Annotated in this window: 24 protein-coding genes; 9 read left to right on the top strand and 15 right to left on the bottom strand. The window is 67.1% G+C overall.

Annotation, left to right across the window (positions count from 1 at the left end; genetic code table 11):
• Nucleotides 1-12: 12 nt before the first annotated feature.
• Nucleotides 13-1,164, bottom strand: coding sequence for a molecular chaperone DnaJ (gene dnaJ, locus ASG64_RS19095; RefSeq protein ID WP_042572814.1), 1,152 nt, complete (start codon nucleotides 1,162-1,164; stop codon nucleotides 13-15).
• 64 nt (nucleotides 1,165-1,228) lie between these two features.
• Nucleotides 1,229-2,272, bottom strand: a complete 1,044-nt coding sequence (gene hrcA / locus ASG64_RS19090) for a heat-inducible transcriptional repressor HrcA (RefSeq protein WP_056075576.1) — start codon at nucleotides 2,270-2,272, stop codon at nucleotides 1,229-1,231.
• Between the two features lie 109 nt (nucleotides 2,273-2,381).
• On the opposite strand from hrcA, the gene ASG64_RS19085 reads away from it, so the two are divergent.
• Nucleotides 2,382-2,687, top strand: coding sequence for a type II toxin-antitoxin system VapB family antitoxin (locus ASG64_RS19085; RefSeq protein WP_042572891.1), 306 nt, complete (start codon nucleotides 2,382-2,384; stop codon nucleotides 2,685-2,687).
• A gap of 5 nt (nucleotides 2,688-2,692) precedes the next feature.
• Here ASG64_RS19085 and hemW read toward each other — a convergent pair whose 3' ends face one another.
• Nucleotides 2,693-3,874 carry a radical SAM family heme chaperone HemW gene (gene hemW, locus ASG64_RS19080; RefSeq protein ID WP_056076282.1) on the bottom strand — a complete coding sequence of 394 codons (1,182 nt, stop codon included), beginning with the start codon at nucleotides 3,872-3,874 and terminating at the stop codon, nucleotides 2,693-2,695.
• Here hemW and ASG64_RS21690 point away from each other — a divergent pair.
• From ASG64_RS21690 to ASG64_RS19060, 5 genes are all read left to right on the top strand, one after another.
• Nucleotides 3,855-4,046 carry a hypothetical protein gene (locus tag ASG64_RS21690; protein ID WP_156388418.1) on the top strand — a complete coding sequence of 64 codons (192 nt, stop codon included), beginning with the start codon at nucleotides 3,855-3,857 and terminating at the stop codon, nucleotides 4,044-4,046. The genes hemW and ASG64_RS21690 overlap by 20 nt on opposite strands.
• Before the next feature lie 105 nt (nucleotides 4,047-4,151).
• Complete coding sequence (locus ASG64_RS19075; protein WP_042572811.1) at nucleotides 4,152-5,852, top strand: nitrite/sulfite reductase; 1,701 nt, start codon at nucleotides 4,152-4,154, stop codon at nucleotides 5,850-5,852.
• A 70-nt stretch (nucleotides 5,853-5,922) separates the two neighbouring features.
• Nucleotides 5,923-6,654: a phosphoadenylyl-sulfate reductase gene (locus ASG64_RS19070; RefSeq protein ID WP_042572890.1), complete on the top strand. Its 732-nt coding sequence runs from the start codon at nucleotides 5,923-5,925 to the stop codon at nucleotides 6,652-6,654.
• A complete protein-coding gene (gene cysD / locus ASG64_RS19065; RefSeq protein ID WP_042572810.1) occupies nucleotides 6,651-7,586 on the top strand; it encodes a sulfate adenylyltransferase subunit CysD in 936 nt (311 codons plus the stop codon). Before ASG64_RS19070 ends, cysD begins: the two co-directional genes overlap by 4 nt.
• Nucleotides 7,586-9,337, top strand: a complete 1,752-nt coding sequence (locus tag ASG64_RS19060) for a GTP-binding protein (RefSeq protein WP_052493072.1) — start codon at nucleotides 7,586-7,588, stop codon at nucleotides 9,335-9,337. Before cysD ends, ASG64_RS19060 begins: the two co-directional genes overlap by 1 nt.
• Before the next feature lie 680 nt (nucleotides 9,338-10,017).
• Here ASG64_RS19060 and ASG64_RS19055 read toward each other — a convergent pair.
• The 6 genes from ASG64_RS19055 to ASG64_RS19035 all read right to left on the bottom strand — a co-directional run bounded on the left by ASG64_RS19055 (nucleotide 10,018) and on the right by ASG64_RS19035 (nucleotide 14,271).
• Complete coding sequence (locus tag ASG64_RS19055; RefSeq protein WP_231568561.1) at nucleotides 10,018-11,049, bottom strand: sulfate/molybdate ABC transporter ATP-binding protein; 1,032 nt, start codon at nucleotides 11,047-11,049, stop codon at nucleotides 10,018-10,020.
• A gap of 5 nt (nucleotides 11,050-11,054) precedes the next feature.
• A complete protein-coding gene (cysW, locus tag ASG64_RS19050; RefSeq protein ID WP_056075573.1) occupies nucleotides 11,055-11,858 on the bottom strand; it encodes a sulfate ABC transporter permease subunit CysW in 804 nt (267 codons plus the stop codon).
• Entirely contained in the window at nucleotides 11,855-12,700 is an 846-nt protein-coding gene (cysT, locus tag ASG64_RS19045; protein WP_082518509.1) for a sulfate ABC transporter permease subunit CysT, read from the bottom strand. The genes cysW and cysT overlap by 4 nt, the downstream gene beginning before the upstream one ends.
• A 1-nt stretch (nucleotide 12,701) precedes the next feature.
• Complete coding sequence (locus tag ASG64_RS19040) at nucleotides 12,702-13,694, bottom strand: sulfate ABC transporter substrate-binding protein (RefSeq protein WP_235579619.1); 993 nt, start codon at nucleotides 13,692-13,694, stop codon at nucleotides 12,702-12,704.
• 161 nt (nucleotides 13,695-13,855) lie between these two features.
• The gene (locus ASG64_RS22330) at nucleotides 13,856-13,945 is read right to left on the bottom strand and encodes an Ms4533A family Cys-rich leader peptide (protein ID WP_442970429.1); all 90 of its coding nucleotides are present in this window, start codon (nucleotides 13,943-13,945) and stop codon (nucleotides 13,856-13,858) included.
• 119 nt (nucleotides 13,946-14,064) lie between these two features.
• On the bottom strand, nucleotides 14,065-14,271 hold the full coding sequence (locus ASG64_RS19035) for a hypothetical protein (protein ID WP_442971172.1): 207 nt from the start codon (nucleotides 14,269-14,271) through the stop codon (nucleotides 14,065-14,067).
• Between the two features lie 85 nt (nucleotides 14,272-14,356).
• Here ASG64_RS19035 and ASG64_RS19030 point away from each other — a divergent pair, with 85 nt between their 5' ends.
• Nucleotides 14,357-16,399: a glycoside hydrolase family 15 protein gene (locus ASG64_RS19030; protein WP_082518508.1), complete on the top strand. Its 2,043-nt coding sequence runs from the start codon at nucleotides 14,357-14,359 to the stop codon at nucleotides 16,397-16,399.
• Nucleotides 16,400-16,408: 9 nt separating this feature from the next.
• On the opposite strand, the gene ASG64_RS19025 is transcribed toward ASG64_RS19030, so the two are convergent.
• The 3 genes from ASG64_RS19025 to ASG64_RS19015 all read right to left on the bottom strand — a co-directional run bounded on the left by ASG64_RS19025 (nucleotide 16,409) and on the right by ASG64_RS19015 (nucleotide 20,013).
• Complete coding sequence (locus ASG64_RS19025; RefSeq protein WP_231568559.1) at nucleotides 16,409-17,083, bottom strand: TetR/AcrR family transcriptional regulator; 675 nt, start codon at nucleotides 17,081-17,083, stop codon at nucleotides 16,409-16,411.
• Nucleotides 17,084-17,091: 8 nt separating this feature from the next.
• Nucleotides 17,092-18,933 carry a translation elongation factor 4 gene (gene lepA / locus ASG64_RS19020; protein WP_082042812.1) on the bottom strand — a complete coding sequence of 614 codons (1,842 nt, stop codon included), beginning with the start codon at nucleotides 18,931-18,933 and terminating at the stop codon, nucleotides 17,092-17,094.
• Nucleotides 18,934-19,050: 117 nt separating this feature from the next.
• Complete coding sequence (locus tag ASG64_RS19015; protein ID WP_056076269.1) at nucleotides 19,051-20,013, bottom strand: iron-siderophore ABC transporter substrate-binding protein; 963 nt, start codon at nucleotides 20,011-20,013, stop codon at nucleotides 19,051-19,053.
• A 170-nt stretch (nucleotides 20,014-20,183) separates the two neighbouring features.
• On the opposite strand from ASG64_RS19015, the gene ASG64_RS19010 reads away from it, so the two are divergent.
• Together ASG64_RS19010 and ASG64_RS19005 are read left to right on the top strand one after the other, a co-directional pair.
• Nucleotides 20,184-20,759, top strand: coding sequence for a type II toxin-antitoxin system PemK/MazF family toxin (locus ASG64_RS19010; RefSeq protein ID WP_042572804.1), 576 nt, complete (start codon nucleotides 20,184-20,186; stop codon nucleotides 20,757-20,759).
• A 254-nt stretch (nucleotides 20,760-21,013) separates the two neighbouring features.
• The gene (locus ASG64_RS19005; protein WP_056075570.1) at nucleotides 21,014-22,447 is read left to right on the top strand and encodes an ATP-binding protein; all 1,434 of its coding nucleotides are present in this window, start codon (nucleotides 21,014-21,016) and stop codon (nucleotides 22,445-22,447) included.
• Here ASG64_RS19005 and ASG64_RS19000 read toward each other — a convergent pair.
• Genes ASG64_RS19000 through ASG64_RS18990 form a run of 3 tightly spaced genes read right to left on the bottom strand, consistent with a single transcriptional unit; the run spans nucleotide 22,431 to nucleotide 25,905 of the window.
• Nucleotides 22,431-23,261: a transglutaminase family protein gene (locus ASG64_RS19000; RefSeq protein WP_082518507.1), complete on the bottom strand. Its 831-nt coding sequence runs from the start codon at nucleotides 23,259-23,261 to the stop codon at nucleotides 22,431-22,433. The two genes, ASG64_RS19005 and ASG64_RS19000, sit on opposite strands and share 17 nt — an antisense overlap.
• A gap of 8 nt (nucleotides 23,262-23,269) precedes the next feature.
• Nucleotides 23,270-24,241, bottom strand: a complete 972-nt coding sequence (locus ASG64_RS18995) for an alpha-E domain-containing protein (RefSeq protein ID WP_042572802.1) — start codon at nucleotides 24,239-24,241, stop codon at nucleotides 23,270-23,272.
• Nucleotides 24,241-25,905, bottom strand: a complete 1,665-nt coding sequence (locus tag ASG64_RS18990) for a circularly permuted type 2 ATP-grasp protein (protein WP_442970428.1) — start codon at nucleotides 25,903-25,905, stop codon at nucleotides 24,241-24,243. Before ASG64_RS18990 ends, ASG64_RS18995 begins: the two co-directional genes overlap by 1 nt.
• Between the last annotated feature and the right edge of the window lie 120 nt (nucleotides 25,906-26,025).

Here is a 26,025-nt window from a genome sequence, read left to right as displayed (position 1 = left end):
CGCCCGAACCGGCTATCGACTGAAGGCGTCGCGCAGGCGCGAGAACAGGCCGCCCGTGTGCTGCGACGCCGTCGTCACCACTTCGGCGTTGTCGCGCTCGCGGTGCGTCCGGAGTTGCTGCAGGAGCTTGGTCTCGGTCGAGTCCAGGCGCGACGGGACGACCACCTCGAGGTGGGCATGCAGGTCACCGCGAACTCCGCTGCGCAGCTTCGGCATTCCGTGTCCGCGGAGAACCTGGACGGACCCGGGCTGCGTGCCGGCGTCGATAGTGATGTTCGTCGGGCCGTCGAGGATCGCGTCGACGCTGACAGACGTTCCCAGCGCGGCGTCCGCCATGGGCACGCGGATGGTGCAGTGCAGGTCGTCGCCGTCGCGCACGAAGACGTCGTGCGACTTCTCCACGACCTCGGCGTAGACGTCACCGGCGGGACCACCACCGGGGCCGACCTCGCCCTGCGCGGCCAGACGGATCCGCATGCCGCTGCCGACACCGGCCGGCACCTTGACGGCGAGTTCGCGGCGGGCACGGACGCGTCCGTCGCCACCGCACTTGCGGCACGGATCGGGAATGGTCTCGCCGGCACCACGGCATGTCGGGCAGGGACGAGCGGTCATGACCTGGCCGAGGAACGACCGCTGGACGGACTGCACCTCGCCGGCGCCGTTGCACGTCTCGCAGCGGACGGGCTTGGAGTCGCCGTTGGTACCGGCACCGGTGCACACGTCGCACAGCACGGCCGTCTCGACGGCGATGTGCTTGGTGACGCCCGTGGCGCACTCCTCCAGGGTGAGGGTGGTGCGCAGCAACGAGTCGGATCCGGGCTGGACGCGCCCGCGGGGACCGCGTGATCCTCCGCCGTTTCCGCCGAAGAATGCCTCGAACACGTCTCCGAGGCCACCGCCGAAGCCGGCTCCACCGAAGCCGCCGGCGCCGCCGCCTCCACCACTCTCGAGGGGGTCGCCGCCGAGGTCGACGACGCGTCGCTTCTCGGGATCGGACAGCACCTCGTAGGCGGCGCTGATGTCCTTGAAGCGGGCCTGGGCCGACTCGTCGGGGTTGACGTCGGGGTGGAACTCGCGCGCGAGCTTGCGATACGCGCGCTTGATCTCCTGATCGGACGCCTTCGAGTCGACGCCCAGAGTTCCGTAATAATCGCGTGCCACGTGAGTACTCATATCCTTCGGTCCGAAACGGGTTCGTGTGAGGTGGTGTCTTCGGTGATGGCCGTCAGCGTTCGGCCAGCACCTCTCCTATGTATCGGGCAACGGCAGCGACGGAGGCGATCGTTCCCGGATAGTCCATCCGTGTGGGACCCAACACTCCCATGCCGCCCAGCACGTTCCCCGCGGAGCCGTAGCCGGTCGAGATGACCGAGGCTCCGCGCATCTCCGGTGCCATGGTCTCCTCACCGATCTGCACGGTGATGCGTCCGGTCTCCTGTGTCGCGGCGATGAGCTTGAGGACGACGACCTGCTCTTCGAGCGCTTCGAGAACGGAGCGCAGCGAGCCGGGGAAGCCGTTCAGCGCCGCGAAATCCGCCGCGTTGCGGGTGAGGTTCGCCGTGCCGCCGAGGACCAGGCGTTCCTCGGGATGCTCGACCAGGGTCTCGACCAGCACCGTCGACGACCGGACGACGGCGTCACGGAGGTCGTCGGGAGCCGTCTCCGCGAGTTCGGCCACGGCGACGGACGCCTGGGCCAGCCGCTTACCTTCCAGCGCGCCGCCCAGCAGCGTGCGCAGACGGCTCAGATCCTCGTCGCCGATGACGTCTCCCAATTCGACGATGCGCTGATCGACGCGTCCGGAATCGGTGATCAGAACCAGCAGCAGCCGCGCCGGTGTCAACGCGACCACCTCGAGGTGTCGCACCGACGATGCCGACAGCGTCGGATACTGCACCACGGCTACCTGGCGGGTGAGCTGAGCGAGCAGACGGACGCCTCGGCGCAGCACGTCGTCCAGGTCGACACCCGAATCGAGGAATTGCAGAATGGCGCGCCGTTCCGCGGCCGACAGCGGTTTGACATCCGCGATGCGGTCGACGAACTGCCGGTACCCCTTGTCCGTGGGAATGCGGCCCGAGCTGGTGTGCGGCTGGGTGATGTAGCCCTCCGCCTCGAGAACGGCCATGTCGTTGCGCACGGTCGCACTCGATACGCCCAGATTGTGGCGGTCCACCAGCGCTTTCGACCCGATCGGCTCCTGCGTCGCGACATAGTCGGCGACCAGAGCACGCAGGACCTCGAAACGTCGATCCTCTGTACTCGACATCGCAACCCTCCTACGCTCGGATTCGGCACCACTGTCGGACGAGGGCACCGGGGACCAGCCGATTCTAGTCGCCGCCGCCGCGGTGCCCCATTCCACTACTGTGACCGGTGTGATCTTCAAGGGAGTGCGCGACGGCAAGCCGTACCCGGAGCACGGTCTGTCGCTGCGCGACTGGTCCAAGATTCCGCCCCGACAGCTGCGTCTCGACGAGATCGTGACCACCACGAAGGTGCTCGAACTCGACCGGCTGCTGTCCGAGGACAGCACCTTCTACGGTGACCTGTTTCCCCACGCCGTGCACTATCACGGCGTCGTCTACCTCGAGGACGGGCTGCACCGGGCGGTGCGCGCCGCGCTCCGGAACCGCGTCGTACTCCACGCCCGTGTCTTCGACTACGACGCGATCGCTGTCTAGGACCGTCACTCGAGGATGTCGCGTACGACCCCGTCGGCGAGCAGTCGTCCACGGTCGGTCAGCACGAATGTCTCGCCCTGCGCGTCGAGTAGTCCCTCCTCCACGAAGGATCGAGCCCGGGTCACCTCGTCCGCGGACAGGTCCGACGCCGCGACACCGGTCCGCAGCCGCGCCGTCAACATCACCCGTTCCATGTGCTGTTCTTCCGCGGTAAGCACCTCGGAGTCCGCGATCGGCAACTCGCCGGTCGACAGCGTCTCGGCGTACCGCGCCGGGTGCTTGACGTTCCAGAAGCGGGTCCCGTCCACATAGCTGTGCGCGCCGGGCCCGATGCCCCACCAGTCGCCGCCGTCCCAGTAGCCGATGTTGTGGCGACATTCGGCGTCGCGGTCGCGGGCCCAGTTGGACACCTCGTACCAGCCCAGACCTGCCTCGGCCAGGCGCGCGTCGATCCGCTCGTACCGGGCGGCCAGCACGTCGTCGTCGGGCATCGGGATCTCGCCGCGGCGGACCCGACGCGCGAGCGCGGTGCCGTCCTCGACGATCAGCGCGTAGGCCGACACGTGGTCGACTCCGGCGTCCAGCACCGCATCCAGCGACGCGTCGAGGTCTTCGTCGCGCTCACCGGGCGTGCCGTAGATGAGATCGAGATTGACGTGGTCGAAGCCGGCCGCCGCTGCTTCGCGCGCGGCGTCGACGGCTCGTCCCGGTGTGTGGGTGCGGTCGAGGATGGCGAGCACGTGCGGCGCCGCGGACTGCATCCCGAGCGACACCCTGGTGAAGCCCGCTGCGCGGATGCCGTCGAAGAAGGCCGGCGACGTCGACTCCGGGTTGGACTCCGTCGTCACCTCGGCTCCGGCGGAGAACTCGAAGGAGGACCGTGCGGCCCCCAGCAGGTCGGCCAGCCCGTCGGCTCCGAGCAGTGACGGGGTTCCGCCGCCGACGAAGACCGTGTCGACACTCGGCACGCGGCCCGATTTCCGCTGGAACGTGGCCGCCGCGAGATCCAGCTCGCGGCGCACCCCGTCGAGCCAGGACTGCGGTGACGCCGAGGTACCCAGTTCACCGGCCGTGTAGGTGTTGAAGTCGCAGTAGCCGCAGCGCGTGGCGCAGAACGGGACGTGCAGGTACAGCCCGAACGGTGTGGACGTGTCGGTGTCGGGTGCGGTGAGTGCAGCGGAGGTCACCGGTACGAGTGTCCTCCACCTGCTGGTGAGCACGTTCCGGAGCCCGCCGTGGTCGGACCGCACTCGGCGTCATGGCAGAATGGACGCCATGACCGTCATCGAGATCATGCTCGTGGCTCGCCGCCACGTCGATCTCGCACGCGTCTGCAGCTGTCTGGAATCCACCGTCTGATCTTCCCGCCAGCCCGCACAACCCCGGCCGGTCAGGGACGAGGTGTGCGGACCAGCCCTCCGAACACTGCGAACCTGTCGGCGCCCGACTTCTGGAGCGCGACTCATGACGACCTCACCCGATGCAGCTGCGCCCCGTGCGCGCACACCCCGATCCGCCAAGCGCAGGTCCGAAGGCCAGTGGGCCCTCGGCTACCGCGAGCCGCTGAACGCGAACGAGCAGAGCAAGAAGGACGACAACCCCCTCAACGTGCGTGCGCGCATCGAGAACATCTACAGCAAGCAAGGCTTCGACAGCATCGACAAGGCCGATCTGCGCGGCCGGTTCCGCTGGTGGGGTCTCTACACCCAGCGTGAACAGGGATACGACGGCACCTTCACGGGCGACGAGAACATCGACCTGCTCGAAGCGAAGTACTTCATGATGCGCATCCGCTGCGACGCGGGGGCGCTCACCGCTCTCCAGTTGCGCACTCTCGGCGAGATCTCGACGGAGTTCGGCCGCGACACCGCGGACCTGTCGGACCGCGAGAATGTGCAGTACCACTGGATCGAGGTCGAGAACGTCCCCGAGATCTGGCGACGCATCGAGTCCGTCGGCCTGAAGACGACCGAGGCGTGCGGTGACTGCCCCCGCGTCGTCCTCGGTTCACCGTTGGCCGGCGAGTCGCTCGACGAGGTGCTCGATCCGACCGCGGCGATCGACGAGATCGTCGAGCGCTACATCGGCAAGCCCGAGTACTCGAACCTCCCCCGCAAGTTCAAGACGGCGATCTCCGGCCAGCAGGACGTGGTGCACGAGGTCAACGACATCGCGTTCATCGGGGTGAACCATCCCGAGCACGGTCCCGGCCTCGACGTCTGGGTCGGCGGCGGACTGTCCACCAACCCCATGCTCGCGCAGCGTCTCGGCGTCTGGGTTCCCCTGCACGAGGTGGCGGACGTCTGGGAAGGCGTCGTGTCGATCTTCCGCGACTACGGCTACCGCCGTCTGCGCGCGAAGGCCCGGCTGAAGTTCCTGGTCAAGGACTGGGGCATCGAGAAGTTCCGTGAGGTGCTCGAGACCGAGTACCTGAAGCGTCCGCTGCTCGACGGCCCGGCGCCCGAGAAGCCGACCCGCCCCATCGACCACGTGGGCGTGCAGAAGCTGAAGAACGGGCTCAACGCGGTGGGCCTCGCCCCCATCGCCGGACGTGTGTCCGGCACGATCCTGCAGAAGGTTGCCGACGCCGCCCAGCGCGCCGGTTCCGACCGCATCCGCTTCACCCCGTATCAGAAGCTGATCGTGCTCGACATCTCCGACGAGAAGCTCGAGGACTTCATCGCCGAGATGGACGCGCTGGGCCTCCCTGCTCGCCCGTCGATCTGGCGCAAAAATCTGATGGCCTGCAGCGGAATCGAATTCTGCAAGCTGTCCTTCGCCGAGACCCGCAAGCGTTCGCAGGTGCTGGTCCCCGAGCTCGAGCAGCGTCTCGCCGACGTCAACGCACAGCTCGACGTGCCGATCACCGTGAACATCAACGGCTGCCCCAACTCGTGCGCTCGCTCGCAGGTGGCGGACATCGGATTCAAGGGCCTTCTTGTCGACGACGGTGCCGGCGGTCAGGTCGAGGGCTTCCAGGTCCACCTCGGTGGCAGCCTCGGCTTCGACAGTGCCTTCGGCCGGAAGCTGCGCCAGCACAAGGTCACCAGCGTCGAGCTGGGCGACTACATCGACCGGGTGGTCCGCAACTTCGTCAAGCACCGCGACGAGGGCGAGCGATTCGCGCAGTGGGCCGTCCGTGCGGACGAAGCGGATCTGCAGTGACAGGCCGCGGGAATCGCCCGGGTCGGGACCTGGTTGAGCGGTGGACCGTCTCCGCGCGAAAGGTTGCATCATGAGCATCACCACACATCGCCACCTGTCCGAGTCCGAACTCCGCGACATCGCCGAGCGCGGGGCGCGAGAGTTGGACGGCGCCTCCGCGGTGGAGCTCATGCAGTGGACCGAGGACAACTTCGGTGACGACTACATCGTCGCGTCGAACATGCAGGACGGCGCACTGGTCCACCTCGCCGCGCAGATCCATCCCGGTGTCGACGTGCTCTTCCTCGAAACCGGGTACCACTTCGCCGAGACCATCGGCACACGCGACGCCGTCGAGCAGGTCTACGGCGTCAACGTCATCGACGCTGCCACCACGGTGTCCGTCGCCGAACAGGACCGCCTCGAGGGCAAGGACCTCTTCGCCCGCGATCCCGCACGGTGCTGCGCGCTGCGCAAGGTCGTCCCGCTCAAGCGTGAGCTGAAGAACTACAGCGCCTGGGTCACCGGTATCCGCCGAGTCGAGGCGCCCACACGTGCGAACTCGCCGCTCATCTCGTTCGACGAGGGCTTCGGACTGGTGAAGATCAACCCGCTCGCCGCATGGTCCGACGACGAGATGCAGGCGTACATCGACCAGCACGGCATCCTGGTGAACCCGCTGGTGGACGAGGGCTACCCCTCGATCGGGTGCGCACCCTGCACCGCGAAGCCGGCACCGGGAGCAGACCCCCGTAGCGGCCGATGGGCCGGTAGCACCAAGACGGAGTGCGGACTGCACTCGTCCGAGGAAGGAACCCGATGACCGCAGCTCCGGTGGAGCCCGTCGTGGACGTGACGCACGTCGACGAACTCAGGGCTCTCGAAGCCGAGTCCGTCCACATCATCCGCGAGGTGGTGGCGGAGTTGGAGCGGCCCGTTCTCCTCTTCTCTGCGGGCAAGGACTCCATCGTTCTTCTGCGACTGGCGGAGAAGGCTTTCCGCCCCTCCCCCATCCCGTTCCCGGTGATGCACGTGGACACGGGCCACAACTTCCCCGAGGTCATCGAGTTCCGCGACCGTCGCCTCGCCGAGGGTGGCCATCGACTGGTCGTCGCCTCCGTCCAGGAGTCGATCGACAAGGGGCGCGTGCGTGAAGTCGGCGGGCCGTCCGGCTCGCGTAACCGTCTGCAGACCCGCACCCTGCTGGATGCGTTGGAGGAGAACAAGTTCGACGCAGCCTTCGGTGGTGCACGGCGCGACGAGGAACGCGCCCGCGCCAAGGAGCGTGTGTTGAGCTTCCGTGACGAGTTCGGTCAGTGGGATCCGCGCGCACAGCGTCCCGAGCCCTGGTCCCTCTACAACGGACGCATCAAGCGCGGTGAACAGGTCCGCGTGTTCCCCCTCAGCAACTGGACCGAGCTCGACATCTGGCGCTACATCGAGCTCGAGCAGCTCGAACTGCCGTCGATCTACTTCGCGCACGAGCGCGAGGTCTTCGAACGGGACGGCATCCTGCTGGCCACGTCCGAGTTCACCTCTCCGACCGAGCACGAGAGTGCCGCAGTGGAGATGGTGCGGTACCGCACCGTCGGCGACCTCACCATCACCGGCGCGGTCCGCTCGCACGCCACCGACATCGCGGGCGTGATCACCGAGATCTCGGCGGCCACGGTCTCCGAGCGCGGCGAGACCCGCGCCGACGACCGAACGTCCACCGCCGCAATGGAAGATCGCAAACGCGAGGGGTACTTCTGATGACCGCCACCTACGACCTCCCCGCCGACACCGCGTCGGGTGCAGCGTCTCCCCCACGCCAGCTGTTGCGCATCGCCACCGCGGGTTCCGTGGACGACGGCAAGTCCACGCTCATCGGGCGTCTGCTCCACGACACCGACAGCCTGCCGCTCGACCACCTCGACGCCGTGACCGACGAGGAGGGTGTCGCCGACCTGGCAGCACTGTCCGACGGTCTGCGCGCCGAACGTGAACAGGGCATCACCATCGACGTCGCCTACCGCTTCTTCTCCACTCCCACACGCAGTTACGTCCTCGCCGACACTCCCGGACACGAGCGGTACACCCGCAACATGTTCACCGGGGCGTCCAACGCGAACGTCGCCATCCTTCTTGTCGACGCCCGCGCCGGGGTGCTGCGACAGACGCGTCGTCACGCCAGGATCGCGACACTGGTCGGCGTCGACCGACTGGTCGCGACCGTGAACAAGATGGATCTCATCGACTTCGACGAGAACCGGTTCCGCGACGTCGAGCGGGAACTCGCCGAACTCGGCGCTCGTCTGGGCACCGAGATCCTGGTCATCCCGATCGCGGCGAAGCTGGGCGACAACGTCGTCGAGCCGTCCACGAACATGCCCTGGTACTCCGGGCCCACGCTGCTCGATCACCTCGAGAAGATCGACCTGGTCGCTCCCGCACCGGTGGCGACCGAGCTGCGCCTGCCGGTGCAGTGGGTCTCGCGTCCCACCGACGGCGAGCGTCGCCGCTACACCGGACGCCTGTCTGCCGGCACCATCCAGGTCGGTGACTCCGTGGTGGCCCTGCCGTCGGGATCACGCAGTGTCGTCACCGCACTGGACACCCTCGATGCGGGCCGCGATGTCGCCGTCGCACCCTTGAGTGTGTCCGTCGAGCTTGCCGACGACATCGACGTCGCCCGCGGCGATGTGCTCGTCAGCGGCGAGCCGCAGGCCCACTTCCCCACGCTGGCACGCGAATTCGACGCCACAGTGTGCTGGCTCGCCGAAGCACCTCTCGGTGTCGGTGACAGGTTGGCACTCAAGCACACCACGACGACGGTTCGCGCCACCGTCCAGCGCATCCACTCACGGCTCGATCCGGAGACACTCGACGAGCACCCCGGCTCGGAGAACCTGTCGCTCAACGACATCGCCCGCGTCACGCTGCGCACCAGCGCGGTCGTGGTGGCCGACGACTACCGCGACAACCGTGACTCCGGAGCGTTCATCCTGCTCGACGAGCACACCAACGACACCGTTGCCGCCGGCATCATCGAGGGTGCGCGAGCAGTCCTCGACCGCTCGGACACCCCGTCCTGGATTCCCTCGTCGCTCACGCGGGACGAACGCGCGCGCCGCACGGGTCAGCGCGGCGCGACCATCTGGCTCACCGGCCACCCGTCGTCGCACAAGGCGTCCATCACGGTTGCCGTCGAAGACGCTCTGACCGCCGCGGGCAGAACTGCCTACATCGTCGGCGGGGACAACGTGCGAAGCGTTCTGGACATCGACGCCTCCGCCGGAACCCGTTCCGCGACTGTGCAGTTGGCTCGCCTGGCCCGGCTGTTCGCCGATGCCGGTGTCGTCGCCGTCGTGCCGGTCTCCTCGACGGATGCCGACGATCTCGCGGCGGCTCGCATGGAGATCGAGGCAGCGGGCATCTCCGTCACGGAGCACCGCGTCGACGCCGACGACACCACGGACCCGTCCGAAGTCGCCGCCTCGGTGCTGCGCGGACTGGAGAAGTAGTCCCTTCGAGGGGTTCGCGCTGCAGGGTGTGTGCACACGGGTTCTGATGAGCGCACACCCTCTACGGCCTGCCGTACCGGGTGTGCACTTCCCGCAAGTGGTGTTCGGTCGGACGGTGGGTGCTGCACGGTGTCTAGCGGGGACGCTGCAGGGCATGTGCACACCGGTTGTGGTGAGCGCACACCCTCTACGGCGCGCTGCACCGTGTGTTCACTACACACAAGAGGTGTTCGCTCGGCCGGAGGGCGCTGCACGGTGTCTGGCGGGGCGCTGCAGGGTGTGTGCACACGGGTTCTGGTGAGTGCACACCCTTTACGGCCTGCGGCACCGTGTGTTCGCTTCACGCAGGAGGTGTTCGCTCGACCGGAGAGCGCTGCACGGTGCCTGGCGGGTGGCGCTGCACGGTGTGCGCACACTGGTTCTGGTGAGCGCACACCCTTTACGGCATGCCGCACTGTGTGTTCGCTTCACGCAAGAGGTGTTCGCTCGGCCGGAGGGCGCTGCACGGTGTCTGGCGGGGGCGCTGAAGGGTGTGTGCACACGGGTTCTGCTGAGCGCACACCCTCCCCCGCATGCCGCAGCCGGTGTCCACTCCACACAAGAGGTCTTCGCTCGGCCGGAGAGCGCTGCACGGTGTGTACGCACCGGGTTCCGGTGAGCGAACGCCCAGCGGCGCGGGCTCAGCCCGGGATCACCGGCACGCGGGTGGCGCGCACGTACACGGTTTCGCCGCTCTCCAGACCCAGCGCCTCGTTGTCACCACGGGTGATCTGCGCGAAGAACAGCTCGTTGGTCGCGCCGTTGCGCAGCTCGACCCGGACCTCGAACCCGAGGTGGACGACGCGTTCGACCGTGGCCCGGGTGACGCCGGCGTTCTCGGCGGTCCCGGTCTGCTCGGCACGGGCCAGGTCGGGTGTGCGTCCGACGCGGATGTCGTGCGGCCGCACCAACTGACCGTTCAACTTGGAGACCTCCCCGAGGAACGACATCACGAAGTCGTTGGCAGGGGTGTCGTACAGCTCGCGGGGAGCCCCGATCTGCTCGATGCGGCCCTTGTTCATGACGGCGATGCGATCGGCGACGTCGAGCGCCTCCTGCTGGTCGTGCGTCACCAGCACGGTGGTCACGTGGACCTCGTCGTGCAGTCGACGCAGCCAGGTCCGGAGGTCGGCGCGCACTTTGGCGTCCAGAGCGCCGAACGGCTCGTCCAGCAGCAGCACCCGGGGATCGACGGCGAGGGCGCGGGCGAGGGCCATGCGCTGACGCTGACCACCCGACAGCTGTGCCGGGAAGCGGGTCTGGAAGCCGGACAGTCCCACGATGTCGAGGAGCTGGTCGACCCGCTCGTCGATCTCCGCCTTCGGCTTCTTCCTGATCTCCAGTCCGAAGGCGACGTTCTTGCGCACGGTCAGATGCTTGAACGCCGCGTAGTGCTGGAACACGAAGCCGATGTCGCGCTTCTGCGGGCTGACGGTGGTCACGTCGTCCCCGGCGATGACGACGACGCCGGAGTCCAGTTCCTCGAGACCGGCGATCGAGCGCAGAAGCGTCGACTTGCCCGAGCCGCTGGGCCCCAGCAGAGCGGTGAGCGACCCGGACGGGATGTCGAGCGACACGTCGTCCAGGGCGGCGAAGTCGCCGTACCGCTTCTGTGCACCGCGGACCGAGATCTCGATGCTGTCCGTGCGCTTCTGCGTCGTCGATGTGGTCACGGTGCTCATTCCTTGGTTCGCTTGCGGTCCAGGACAGTCATCAGCAGCAGCACGATGACGGCGACGACCATGAGAAGTGTCGAAGCGGCGTAGGCGCCGGGTTGGTTGAAGTCCTCGTACCGGGCATTGACCAACAGGGTCAACGTCTGGGAGATACCGGGCAGGTTGGTCGAGACGATGATGACGGCACCGAACTCGCCCAGGGCGCGCGCGACGGTCAGCACTACTCCGTACGTCAGACCCCACCGTATGGCCGGAAGCGTGATGCGCCAGAAGGTCTGCCACGAGGTGGCGCCCAGGGTGGCCGCCGCTTCTTCCTGTTCCTCGCCGATCTCGTAGAGGACGGGCTCGACCTCGCGCACGACGAACGGCAGCGTCACGAAGATCGTCGCCAGCACCATGCCGGGCAGCGCGAAGATGACGGTGATGCCCCACTCCGCGAGGAAGCCGAACCACCCGCCCGCGCCCCAGAGCAGGATCAGCGCCACGCCGACGATGACCGGGGACACGGCGAACGGAAGGTCGACGACGGCCTGCACGAAGCCCTTGCCGCGGAAGTTGCCTCGCGCCAGGGCTAGTGCCGTGACGACGCCGAACACCACGTTCAGGGGAACGACGATCGCGACGATGATCAACGACAACTGCAGAGCCGACTGCGCGGCAGGGGTCGTGATCAGTTGGAAGAACGAGACGATGCCGTTCTCGAAGGTCCGGTAGAGGATCGCGCCGAGGGGGAAGACGACGAGGACGGCCAGGTACAGCAACGCGACGGTGCGCAACCCGATACGGGTGCCGGTGCCGAGCCTCATTTCTGTTCCTCCCGATGTGCGAGGCGGCTGCCCGCGATCCGCAGCACGAAGAGCACGACGAACGCGATGGCGAGCAGCACGACGGAGATCGCGGCCGCGTCGACGGGCTGGTCGGTCTCGATCTGCTCACGGATGAGCTGCGACGCGATCTGCGTGTTGCCCGGGATGTTGCCGCCGATGAGAACGACGGAGCCGAACTCGCCCAGTGCACGCGAGAACGCCAGACCTGCTCCCGACAGGATCGACGGCAGCAACACCGGGAGGACGACCCTGCGGAAGATGACCAGGTTGCTCGCCCCCAGCGATGCGGCGGCTTCCTCGACCTCACGGTCCAGTTCGATCAGCACCGGCTGTACCGCACGGACGACGAACGGCAGCGTGACGAAGGCGAGGGCGATCACGACGCCGGTCTTCGTGGCATTGAGCGTGATCCCGACGGGGCTCATCGGCCCGTAGAGGGACAGCAGAACAAGGCTCGCGACGATGGTGGGCAAGGCGAACGGCAGGTCGATCAGCGTGTTCACGATGGACTTGCCGGGGAACTCGTCGCGGACCAGAACCCAGGCGATGACGGTTCCCATCACCACGTTGATCAGAGCGGCGAGTACCGAGACCTGCACGGTGACGCGCAGAGTCGCCAGCGCCCGCGGATCAGTTACCGCATCGAAGAATTCCGCGGGGCCCTCGGACAGTGACCGACTCAGAACCGCTGCGAGTGGCAGCAGCACGATGATCGACAGCCACAGGACGACCGTGCCGAGCGTCAGGGAGCCGCCGGGCAGGCCGGAGGACGCCGGTCGGCGGGTGAAGAGTTTTCGCCGACCGGCGACCTCTGTCGTCATGTCAGCTCGATGCCTTGTAGATCGCGTTGATGGCACCGTTCTCGCCGAACAGGTCACTGTCCACCGCGCTCCACCCGCCGAGGTCGTCGATCGTGTACAGCTTCTGCGGCGTCGGGAACTTGTCGGTGTAGTCGGCGGCGACCGCGGGATCGACGGGACGGAAGCCGTTCTCCGCCCAGATCTTCTGGCCGTCGGCGGTGTACAGGTAGTCGTTCAGCGCGTTGGCCTGCTCGAGGTTGGCGCTGGAGTTGATCACGGCCACGGGGTTGTCGATGCGGAACGTCTGGTCCGGAACGATGTGCTCCACCGGCTGGCCCTGGCCCTCGAGCAGCAGTGCCTCGTTCTCGTAGCTGAGCAGGACGTCGCCCTGACCCTGGAGAAACGCCTCGGAGGCGGAGCGACCGGAGTCGGGCTGGACCGGGAAGTGCTTGACCAGTTCGGTCACGTAGTCGAGGCCGGCCTGCCGGTCCGTTCCGCCATTGCTGACGGATGCGTACGGCGCCAGCAGGTTCCACTTGGCCGAACCGGAGCTCAGCGGGCTGGGACTGATGACCTGGACGTCGGGACGGATGAGGTCTTCCCAGGTCTTGATGTTCTTGGGGTTGCCCGGCCGCGTCACGATGGAGACGACGGATCCGAAAAGCACACCGCCGTAAGCATTCTGATTCCAGCCCTCGTCGACCTTGCCGGCTTTGACCAAGCGGGTCACGTCGGGCTCGACCGAGAAGTTGACGATGTCGGCGGGTGCACCGTCGGCGACCTTCCGGGACTGGTTGCCCGATGCGCCGTAGTCCGCGTTGATGGTGACGTTGTCACCGTTCTCCGAGGACGCGAACGCCGCGCCGATGGCATCCCACCCGTTCTTCGGGACGGCATACCCGACGAGCGTCAGCGAGGGGCCGGAGGTGGATGCGGCTGTTTCACCGACGGTGTCGGAAGAGCCGGTCGAGCAGGCGGTCAGCGCGAGCAGAGCCGCGGCAGCGGCTGTGGACACTAGGCGAACACGACGTGATGGAAACACGATGTACCTCTCGGGGACCGCGCCCACCGACGACGGTGGCGCGCGTGAATGTGAAGGGCGGATAGGTGACGGGACTGGTTACGTGCTGACGAGCGGAACGCGCCGGTTCGAGCGAACGGGGCGCGGCGTAAGGGTCAGCGACAGTCGACGTCAGCGACCGCGAGCATGCCCACAGCGATCAGCGCCAGCTCATGGCGGATCGGGTGGGAGGATGCGTCGGACACAGCCGAGAATTTAGCAGAAGGCGGGGACGACTCCGCTATCGAGTCAGCAGCCAGGCGACGATCACCAGCAGAATGAGGGCGATCAGGGCTGATGTCACACGCGAGCGGGGCAACTTCTCTCACTTCTCTTCCGGACGGACGGGGTTGGCCGCCGTCTCTCGACGGAACATCCGACGTCGTGCGTCGAAGAGCGTGGACAGCATGATGTCCACGACGTACGCCGTGATCGCGGCGGCCGGTACGACGACAGCCAGCACGACGGCAACCTGCGGGATGAACGGGAGCCCGGCGATCCAGAGTTCCACTCCGTCCCACCACGAGCCCACTGCGTTCACACCCACCGACAGTAGTCGCTTCGACAGTGAGGGCCCAGCAGTGGACTACGGGGGCGGACCACTCCATGATGGGCGAATGAGTCCGTTCGACGAACAGTCTGTGGTTCCCCGCGTCGCGAGCGCCGGTGAAGCCACCTTCGGGCCGGCGTCGGCCGACACACCCGACGAAGGTGGAGCGCTCGACGCGGTCCCCGGCACGTCGCAGACATGGCTGCCCCACCGCACCACGTTCCCACCCATCGACGACTACGCCTTCCTGTCGGACTGCGAGACGACCTGCCTCATCGCCCGCAACGGGGCCGTGGAGTGGATGTGCATCCCTCGCCCCGACTCCCCCAGCATCTTCGGGGCCGTGCTCGACCGGGGCGCCGGGCACTTCCGCATCGGCCCCTACGGTCAGAACGTGCCCGCAGCGCGGCGCTATCTCCCCGGCGGCCTGATCGTCGAGACGACGTGGCAGACCGAGACCGGATGGTTGGTAGTTCGGGACGCTCTCGTCATGGGCAAGTGGCACAACACCGACGAGCGGTCACGAACCCACAAGCGCGCACCGTCGGACTGGGATGCCGAGCACTGCCTGATCCGCAGCGTGAAGTGTGTCAGCGGCACGGTCGAGTTGGAGATGACCTGCGAGCCCGCCTTCGACTATCACCGCAAGGCTGCCGTCTGGGAGTACACCGGCAAGGTGTACGAGGAGGCGACGGCCACCGTCAGTGCGGGCGACGGCTCGGATCCCACCCTGAAGTTGACGACCAACCTGCGCATCGGCCTCGAAGGACGCGAGGCCCGCGCGCGTACGCGCATGACGGAGGGCGACAACGTCTTCGTCGCGTTGTCGTGGTCGACGCTCGATCCTCCTAGGACGTTCGAGGAGTCCGCCGAGAAGATGTGGCAGACCGCGGAATGCTGGCGCCAGTGGATCACCATCGGCCGTTTCCCCGACCATCCGTGGCGCGGGTACCTCCAGCGAAGCGCCTTGACCCTGAAGGGACTGACGTACGCCCCGACCGGCGCCCTGCTCGCGGCGAGCACCACCTCCCTGCCGGAAACACCGGGCGGCGAACGCAACTGGGACTACCGCTACGCCTGGGTGCGCGATTCGACCTTCGCCCTGTGGGGTCTATACACCCTCGGCCTGGACCGCGAAGCGAACGACTTCTTCTCCTTCATTTCCGACGTCACGTCGGGCCCGGACGGCAAACCCGTTCCGCTGCAGGTGATGTATGGCATCGGCGGCGAACGCACGCTGGAGGAAGAAGAGCTGGGCCACCTGTCCGGATACGACGGTGCCCAGCCGGTGCGCATCGGCAACGGCGCGTACAACCAGATGCAGCACGACATCTGGGGCACGATGCTCGATTCGGTCTACCTGCACGTGCGGTCCCGTGAGAACGTGCCGGAGTCGTTGTGGCCCTTGCTCAAACGTCAGGTCGAGGAAGCCATCGAGCATTGGCGCGAACCCGATCGTGGCATCTGGGAAGTGCGCGGTGAACCTCAGCACTTCACGTCGTCGAAGGTGATGTGCTGGGTCGCGCTCGATCGTGGCTCCAAGCTCGCGACCCTGCACGGGGAGAAGGCATACGCCGAGCAGTGGAACACCATCGCGGACGAGATCAAGGCCGACATCCTCGAGCACGGCGTCGACGAGCGCGGGGTGTTCACCCAGCGGTACGGCCACGAATCCCTGGACGCGTCGCTGCTGTTGGTTCCGCTGCTGCGCTTCCTCCCGTCGGACGACGAGCGGGTGCGGGCCACCGTGCTCGCCATCGCGGACGAGCTGACCGAAGACGGTCTGGTCCTGCGCTACCGCGTCGACACCACCGACGACGGCCTGTCGGGCGAGGAGGGCACCTTCACCATCTGCTCGTTCTGGTTGGTGTCGGCGCTGGTGGAGATCGGCGAACTGCACCGCGCGAAGCGACTGTGCGAACGCCTTCTGGGGTTCGCGAGCCCCCTGAAGCTCTACGCCGAGGAGATCGACGCGAAGACCGGACGGCACCTGGGCAACTTCCCCCAGGCGTTCACCCACCTCGCGTTGATCAACGCCGTCGTCCACGTCATCAGGGCGGAGGAAGCGGTGCAGGCCGGGCAGTTCCAGCCTGCCCACGGCCACTCCTGACCGGCCCCGTCACTCGGGCGTATCGAGCCTCAGGGCGTTGGCCCACAGCCGAGTCGCGGTGTGGACCAACTGCTCCGAGGAGCACGACGGTGCGACGCCGAGGGCGGGTTCGACGACGAAGTGGGTGAACGCCAACCGGGAGATCATGCCGGACAACGCCAGCGAGGCGACGAACGCGTCGACACCGGTGTCGGCCAGTTCGCGTTCCTGGAGGTCGGCGATGCTGCGAGCGTTCCGTCTGATGAACGCGTCCGCACGGTCGCGGCGTAGCCGGCGGAAGTTCGGATCCACCGCCGCGACCTGCTCGAGAACTTCCATCAGCTTCGCGTTGCGCTCGTACGCCTCGAGATACGCGCGGTTGCTGGCTTCGATGATCGCGACCGGATCACCGTCGTCGGGCACGTGTTCGGTGCCCGGATGCATCATGTCGTCCTGAGCGACCTCCAGGACCGCCGCGAGGATTTCTTCCTTGCCCGCGAAGTAGGTGTAGAAGGTTCCGGACGAGCACTGTGCTTCATCGGTGATGTCCACCAACCGGGCCTCGAGGTATCCGGCCCGCTCGAAGACCACGCGGGCGGCAGCGACCAGCGAGGCTCGGGTGCGCACACCGCGACGGGTGACGGGCGGTGTGCGAAGAAGGCCCGCGTCGGCCAGCGACGGTGGTGCGTCGTCCGGTTCCGACACGGTCCCCGTCACTTCTTGGGCTTGTCCGCCGACGCGTCGGTGGACAGTGCAGCCACGAATGCTTCCTGCGGAACGTCGACGCGTCCGATGGTCTTCATGCGCTTCTTGCCCGCCTTCTGCTTCTCGAGCAGCTTGCGCTTACGGCTGATATCGCCGCCGTAGCACTTGGCCAGAACGTCCTTGCGAATTGCCCGGATGTTCTCGCGCGCAATGATCTTCGAGCCGATGGCGGCCTGGATCGGGATCTCGTACTGCTGGCGCGGGATGAGATCTTTCAGTCGCGTGGTCATCTTGTTGCCGTAGGCGCCGGCCGCATCCGCGTGCACGATCGCAGAGAACGCGTCCACCGCCTCACCCTGCAGCAGGATGTCCACCTTGACCAGGTTGGCCGACTCCTCGCCGATCTCCTCGTAGTCCAGGCTCGCGTACCCGCGGGTGCGCGACTTCAGGATGTCGAAGAAGTCGAAGATGATCTCCGCCATCGGAATGGTGTAGCGCAGTTCGACGCGCGTCTCGGACAGGTAGTCCATGCCGCCCATCTCGCCGCGGCGGCTCTGACACAGCTCCATGATCGAGCCGATGAATTCGCTCGGCGAGATGATGGTGCACTTGACCATCGGCTCGAAGACGGCCTTGGCCTTGCCTTCCGGCCAGTACGACGGGTTGGTGACGATGTGTTCCGCACCGTCGTTCATCTCGACGCGGTAGACCACGTTGGGTGATGTGGAAATGAGGTCGAGGCCGAACTCGCGCTCGAGACGCTCACGGGTGATCTCCATGTGCAGCAGTCCGAGGAAGCCGCATCGGAACCCGAAGCCGAGGGCGACGGACGTCTCCGGCTCGTAGGTCAGCGCCGCGTCATTGAGCTGCAGCTTCTCGAGGGCGTCGCGAAGGTCCGGGTAGTCCGAACCGTCCACCGGATAGAGACCGGAATAGACCATCGGGCGTGGTTCGCGGTAGCCCGTCAACGCTTCGGTAGCGCCGTTCTTCGCACTGGTGACGGTGTCGCCGACCTTGGACTGGCGCACGTCCTTCACGCCGGTGATGAGGTAGCCCACCTCGCCGACACCGAGTCCCTTGGTGGCCTTCGGGTCCGGGGACACGATGCCGACCTCGACGAGTTCGTGCGTCGATCCCGTCGACATCATCGTGACCTTCTCGCGCGGCAGGATCTTGCCGTCGACGACACGCACGTAGGTGACCACGCCGCGGTAGGCGTCGTAGACGGAGTCGAAGATCATCGCGCGCGCCGGCCCGTCCGGGTTGCCGACGGGAGCGGGCACCAGGCGGACGACCTCGTCCAGCAGTGCCTCGACGCCCATGCCCGTCTTGCCGGACACGCGGAGAACGTCGTCCGGCTCGCAGCCGACGATGTGCGCGATCTCCGCGGCGTAGCGATCCGGGTCCGCGGCGGGGAGGTCGATCTTGTTCAGCACCGGGATGATCGTCAGATCCTTCTCCAGCGCCAGGTACAGATTGGCCAGAGTCTGCGCCTCGATGCCCTGCGCGGCGTCGACCAGCAGCACTGCGCCCTCGCACGCTTCGAGGGCTCGTGAGACCTCGTAGGTGAAGTCGACGTGGCCGGGGGTGTCGATGAGGTGCAGGACGTGTTCGGTTTCGCCCACCTTCCACGGCAACCGGACGTTCTGCGCCTTGATGGTGATTCCGCGCTCGCGCTCGATGTCCATGCGGTCCAGGTACTGGGCACGCATCGACCGGTCGTCGACGACGCCGGTGAGCTGCAGCATGCGGTCGGCCAGCGTCGACTTGCCGTGGTCGATGTGGGCGATGATGCAGAAGTTACGGATCCGAACCGGATCCGTGAACGTCGTGTCCGCGAAGTTGGTGATGGGGTGCTCCTGACGAGACGGCCGTGGTCACCTACAGAATATCTGCACGTCACCACGGCCGGGGTCCCGGGCAGGCCGGAGGCCGGTCGGCTCGGTCGAAGGGGCGGTAGTGCGTGGTCAGGCCGGGGTGTTCGTCGTGGCAGGGCCGCTTCCGGCGAGCGTGGACGAGAACGCCGGAACGAGCGAGTCCAGCAGGTACGGAAGGCTCAGGGGCGAGGTGAAGTAGATGGCGCCCGCGGTGATGCCGTCGGTGAAGACGAGTCGGTTCTCGCGCACTTCCTCCAGGGTGCCGTAGATCGGTTCGGCCTCGAGGGCAGCACGATCCTCCGGTCCCTCGGTGGCCCAGAGCAGGACGTCGGCGGCGTCGAGAACCGAGAGATTCTCGAGGGGGATGTAGGCCTGGGCGTCCTCTTCGGTGACGAACGCATCCAGCTCGGACGGGATCTCGAAGCCGAGCGAGGTCAGGAAGTCCGTGCTCAGACCGTCCTGGTACGCGATGGCCTGGTTGTCGTACAGGGCGTTCTGCAGCAGGACCGCCTTCTTACCGGCGAACTCCGGGTGTGCCTGCGCCGCCTCGCGGTACTGCGCGCGTACGTCGTCGACCAGCGCGTTCGCCTCGGCCTCCTTGCCCAACGCCAGTCCGATGGTGCGCGCCTGCTGATCCCACGGCTCGAAGTACGGCGAGTCGGGGTCACTGTGCGCGATGGTCGGCGCGATGGCACTCAGACGTGTGTAGTCGTCCTCGCTCATGCCGGCGTTGGTGCCGATGATGAGGTCCGGCTCGAGGGCGGTCACCTTCTCGAACTGGATGCCGTCCGTCTGCGACAGCACCTCGGGATGCGCGCCGCCCAGCAGATCGTGCGCCCACGGCCAGGTGGCGTCGGGCTGCTCGCCGTACCACTCGGTGACGCCGACGGGAACGACGCCCAGGGCTAGCAGGGTGTCCTGTTCGGTCAGCCCGACGGAGACGATGCGCTGGGGGTCGTCGGGCACGACCGTCTCGCCGAATGCGTGCGACACGGTCACCGAACCGTCGCTCGCGGAGTCGGCGTCCGCGCCCGACGAACATGCCGACAGCATCGCCGTCACGGCTACACCCAGTGCCAGGACCGCGCAGGCCCTCCGTCGTACTCCCCGTCGAATCACGTCATTCCCTTCAGCCGTCGAGAACCTCTCGAATCGGGCTCAGGGTAGCCTAAGCTCACTAGCCGTGGGTGAGCGTCGATTCGCATCCTCGGTAGCCTGTTCGGATGGCAACGTTGGCGTCGATCGGCAAGAAACTGGGACGGCTCGCAGTAGCGGAGGGCCCACGGCTGTTCCGGCAGCTGCAGAGGTCCGGTGCGCTGGACAAGGTGACCCAGTCCATCGGGCAGAGGGTCGGTGCGTCGACCGCGACGCCGCCTCGGACCGCACCGTCGGGCAGACCGGTCAGCTCCACGTCGTCGCCCACCGCGGCACGCGCACGACGCATCGAGTACTCCCCCGCTCTCGACGGAGCAGCGGATCCCGGCGAGATCGTCTGGACGTGGGTCGCCTACGAGGAAGACCCGTCACAGGGCAAGGACCGTCCGGTGCTCGTGGTCGGCCGGGACGGATCCACCCTCCTGGGCCTGATGTTGTCGAGTCAGAGCAAGCACGAGGGCGATCGAGACTGGCTCGGACTGGGCGGTGGATCCTGGGATGCGCAAGGGCGACCCAGCTGGGTCCGCCTCGACCGTGTCCTCGACGTTCCCGAGGACGGCATCCGCCGCGAGGGTGCCGTGTTGCCGCGCGATCGCTTCGACCTGGTGGCCGGGCGGCTGCGCTCCGACTTCTCCTGGCACTGACCGGGCCGTGCCTGAAGGTCCATAACTCCCTCGGATCGACGGGGTTCCGTCGATCCGGGCGAGTTGTGGACGCTCCGACTCGATACGCTCGACAGCACGAGTGTCGAGAATCGGACGCGGCAACCCCTGGCGCAGCAGGGTTTCCCGGTGCTACCGTGCTTCTGCGGATGTGAATTTCCGCCCATTCCCCTCTCACCGGCGGCACATCCCGCGTCACATTCCTTCGAACCATCCGCACTGGTAGTGCGTTCACTGTGACCCTCACGCATTCCCCGGACTCGCTCGACATCGTCAGCGGAGCCCTGTCCCATCTCTCCCACCGTGCCCGTGCACTCGACACCGGACCGCTCGAAGAGCCTGCGCTGCATATCTTCTCGCACCTGGCCGTACCCCCGGATGCGGTGATCTCGCATCGACGGTCCCTTCCCACATATCAGGCCGCGACCCTCGTCCTCACCGTCCAGGCCTACGCCGACCGCCACTCGGATCCACCGGAAGCTGCAGCGGCACAACGATGGTCGTCACTCCGCGGCCGCGAAGTTCCCCACGAGGATCTCGTCACGTTGCTGCGATCCTGTCACCGCGGTGGCCGCGTCCGAGGAGGCCCCGTCGAGTACCGGTCGGTGGACACCGGTCCCGAGTCGACGATGTCCGTCCCGGCCTTCGGGTTGCTCGACACCTACTCGCCCGGCGGAATCCCCGTGGCGGTTGCGGTCCACATCCCGGACCCGGCGCATCAGGCGCCACTGCAGATCGAGGTGATCTGCGGCGAACGGGACGCCGGCGCGAGCACGCTGGACAGCATCGTCTCGCTCATGGACGAGCATGACGTCATGCGCGGCCAGGTCCTCACGCTGGGGAGCAGCGGCGGACGGGGCAACGGGCTCGTGGGATTCATGACGAGACCCACCGTCGCGGCCGAGGACTTGATCCTTCCCGACGGCACTCTCGAGGCGATGACCCGTCATCTCGTCACCGTCGGATCCTCCGCAGCACGACTACGTGAAGCGGGCCAACACGTGGGTCGCGGCATACTCCTCTATGGCCCACCGGGAACCGGCAAGACCCATACGGTCCGCCACCTCCTCGGACTCGTGCCGGACAGCACCGTCATCGTGCTCACCGGGTCCGCGATGCGCCACATCGCGGAGGCCACCACTCTGGCACGCCGCCTGAGCCCGTCGGTCGTGGTGGTCGAGGACGTCGATCTCATCGCCCGGGAGCGCGAGGAAACGGGTGTGAACTCGCTCCTGTTCGCATTGCTCGATGCGATGGACGGCATGGACGGCGACGCGGACGTGACGTTCGTGCTCACCACGAACAGGCCCGATTCCATCGAGCGAGCGGTTCGAGACAGACCCGGACGCATCGATCTCGCGGTCGAGATCCCGCTGCCCGACGCCCGCGGTCGCGCCCGGTTGGCGGAGCGCTATCTGTCGGCAGTGGACATGACAGCCGACCTCACGCCGCTCGTCGACGCGACCGAGGGCGGAACCGCCTCGTACGTACGGGAACTCGTCCGCCGCATCGTGGTCGCCGCGATCGAGCGCGACGACCACGATGTCGACGGACGCAGAACGATGATCACCGACAGTGACGTCGCCGCGGTTCTGACCGCCTGCGTCGACGAGCGTCAGCGACTGACCCGCTCACTGCTGGGCGGATCGAGCGTCACGCCAGGCGGGTGATCTCCACGACCACGTCGAGTTCGGTGGACCCGCCACCGGAGAAGATGCCCTTCAGCGGCGGCACGTCGGCGTAGTCGCGCCCGATCCCTACCGACACGTGCTGCTCGTTGACCGGAACGGCGTTGGTCGGGTCGTAGCCCCACCAGGATCCGGTCCACGCCTCGATCCACGCGTGCGACTGCCCCTCGACCGAATCACCCACCACCGCTTCGGCATTGGGGTGCAGATATCCGGAGACATAGCGGGCAGGGATGCCGATGCTGCGGAGCAACACCAGCGTGAGGTGTGCGTAGTCCTGGCAGACGCCCTTCTTCTCGGCCCACGCCTCCACTGCGGACGTGTGCACCCCGGTGGTGCCGGGAACGTAGGACATCTCCTGGTTCACCCAGTCGCAGACGGCCACCACGGCGTCGTACGGCCCCAGATCCTTCGCCAACTTCTTCGCGACGGCCGTCAGCTGGCGGTTGCGGGGGACGTAGGTGCTGTGGCCGAGCAGTTCGTTGAACCTGTCCACCACGGCGTCGGCGGCCAGATCCTCCCAGTCGAGGGTCTCCTCCGGCGGGACGAACGCGTCCGTCTCGACGACGGAGGACCCCGCCACCTCGAGGGACTTGTGCGGTGCGTGCAGGTCGAAAGCCGTGACCGCGGTGCCCCAGTAGTCGGTGTACCGGTACGACCTGGTCGCGGGATCGGTCTCGACGCGATTGAGAATGACGTTCTGCCGGGTGTCGCTCCGCGGCGTCAGTCGGGCCTCGTTGTACGAGGACGTGACCGGTGCGTCGTAGTTGTACCCCGTGGTGTGCACGACGCGCATCCGCCAGCTCACAGTTCACCCTCCAATTGTGCTTCGTCCGTTCGGCTTCCGGCGTCGGTCCAGGCGACCCAGGGCGCTGCGTGGAAGTACTGCTTGGAGATCGCCTCACCCACCTCGCGGCAGGTCTCCTGCAGCGACATCAGACGGTCCTGCAGGTCTTCGAGCAGAACGCCAGGCTGCAGGAACTCGAGTTCACTGCGCGCGCGGCCGAGCAGGCGCTGCGCCTCGGCCCGGGAACCGACGCGCATGTCCGGGTGGTGGTCCAGGCTGTCCAGGGAGTGCTCGGCCTCGCTCAGTGCGTAGAACACCGAGCGCGGGAACAGTCGGTCGAGCAGCATGAACTCCAGGACGCGCTGGGCGTCGAGAGCACCGCGGTAGGTCCGCAGGTAGGTGTCGTGCGCACCGGCCGACCGCAGCACCGTGACCCACGCGGGAGACGAGGGGCGGTCGCCGGCACGAGCGAGCAGCAACCGGACGGTCATGTCGATGCGCTCCACGGAGCGACCGAGCAACAGGAACCGGTAGCCGTCGTCGCGACTCAGCGTCGAGTCGGCGAGGCCGGCGAACATCGCTGCGCGCTCCTCGATGAACCCGAGGAACTCGTGCGGGCCCAGACGCTTCGACGCTCGAATGCGGTCGCCGAGTGCGTTGTACGTCGTGTTGAGACATTCCCACATCTCGCTCGACGTGACCTCGCGGGCACCTCGGGCATTCTCGCGGGCACTGGACAACGAGTCGACGATGGATCCGTTGCCCTCGCGGGAGAACGCGACCAGTTCCGTCAACGACCACACGTCCAGGCGCTCGTCGGGAAGCTCGAATCCCAACACGCGCAACAGCACTCGTGAGGTGTGGTCGGGGTCGACCGTCGCGTCCTCGAGCAGCTGGTGCACCGTGACGTCGAGGATGCGCGCGGTGTCGTCGGCACGTTCGACGTAGCGTCCGATCCAGTACAGCGATTCGGCGTTGCGAGCCAACATCAGCGGGCACCGTCCTTCGGGGAGTGGGTCAGCTGTTGCTGCTGCTGTTGGATCTGCTGGCTGTTCAGCTCGGGGCCCTGCTCCGCGGTGGGTGACGACGGGGGTTCGGACACGATCTCCGCCCCACCGAGCTCACGCTCGTCCTCCTTGGTCGCGCGGCCGGCCAGGACCCAGGTGTCCTTGCTGCCGCCGCCCTGGCTCGAGTTGACCACCAGGGATCCTTCGGGAAGCGCCACGCGGGTCAGGCCGCCGGGCAGCACCCAGACGTCGTCGCCGTCGTTCACGGCGAACGGCCGCAGATCGACGTGCCGCGGCGCGAGCTGGTCACCGATCTTGGTGGGCACCGTCGACAGCTGCACCACGGGCTGCGCGATCCATCCGCGCGGATCGGCCCGGATCTTCTTGCTGATCGTGGCCAGTTCCTTGGGCGACGCGTCCGGGCCGAACACGATGCCGTATCCGCCGGAGCCCTCGACTGGCTTGATCACCAGTTCGTCGACACGGTCGAGCACCTCTTCGCACTCGTCCGGCAGCCAGCACCGGAACGTGTCGACGTTGGCGAGGAGCGGCTTCTCGCCGAGGTAGTACTCGATGATGGTCGGCACGTACGTGTAGGTGAGCTTGTCGTCGCCGACACCGTTGCCGATGGCGCTGGAGATGACGACGTTACCGGCGCGAGCGGCGTTGACCAGTCCGGCCACACCGAGCACCGAGTCCGGTCGGAACTGCATGGGGTCGAGGTAGTCGTCGTCGATGCGGCGGTAGATCACGTCGACCTGACGCTCACCCTCGGTGGTGCGCATGTAGACGACGTTGTCTCGACAGAAGAGGTCGCGGCCCTCCACCAGCTCGACGCCCATCAGGCGGGCGAGCAAGGAGTGCTCGAAGTACGCGGAATTCGCCACCCCGGGCGTGAGGACGACGACGGTGGGATCCGCCTCGTTGATGGCGGCGGCAGCACGCAGCGCGCGCAGCAGGTGTGTGGCGTAATCGCCGACAGCGCGCACACGGTGGCTCGCGAACAGGTCTGGGAACACGCGCGCCATGGTGCGGCGGTTCTCCATGACGTAGGAGACGCCCGACGGCGACCGCAGGTTGTCCTCGAGGACGCGGAAGGTGCCCTCGGCGTCACGGATCAGGTCGATGCCCGCGACGTGGATGCGCACTCCGTTGGGGGGCACGATGCCGAACGCCTCGCGGTGGAAGTGTTCGCACGACGTCACCAGGGACTTCGGGACCACGCCGTCGCGCAGGATCTCCTGCTCCCCGTAGATGTCCGCCAGGAAGAACTCGAGTGCCTTGACCCGCTGCTTGATCCCGCGCTCGAGCTTGTTCCACTCGGACGCCGCGATGACCCGGGGCACTTGATCGAGGGGGAACGGACGCTCCTGCCCCTCGAGGGCGAACGTGATGCCCTGGTCGACGAACGCGCGACCCAGAGCGTCGGACCGCGCCTCGAGTTCGGCGGCGTCGGACGGTGCGAGCGCTTTGTGGATCCCTTTGTAGGGACCGCGGAGCCCGCCGTCGCCGTCGAACATCTCGTCGAAGGCGAGCCCGTACTTGCCGATATCGGCGTACCCGTCGAACACACTGGGCCCGGATTGGGACTGTGTCTGCCTGCGAGCCTTCTTCGCCTGTGGCGCTGCCGCTGATCGAGGACTCATGGTGGCCATGCTGCCTCACAGTTCACAATGGGGCACGGTGGACACGGTAATTCTCTGCAACCTCACGAGCCTCCCCGCTCCCCGAGGTCACCGAATTGGGTTCCGTCCCGGGCGCTGGTA

This window comes from Rhodococcus sp. Leaf247 (assembly GCF_001426185.1).
Lineage (GTDB): Bacteria > Actinomycetota > Actinomycetes > Mycobacteriales > Mycobacteriaceae > Rhodococcoides.
Note: the sequence above shows the minus strand (reverse complement) of the source record. Positions and strands in the feature narration are given on the sequence as shown.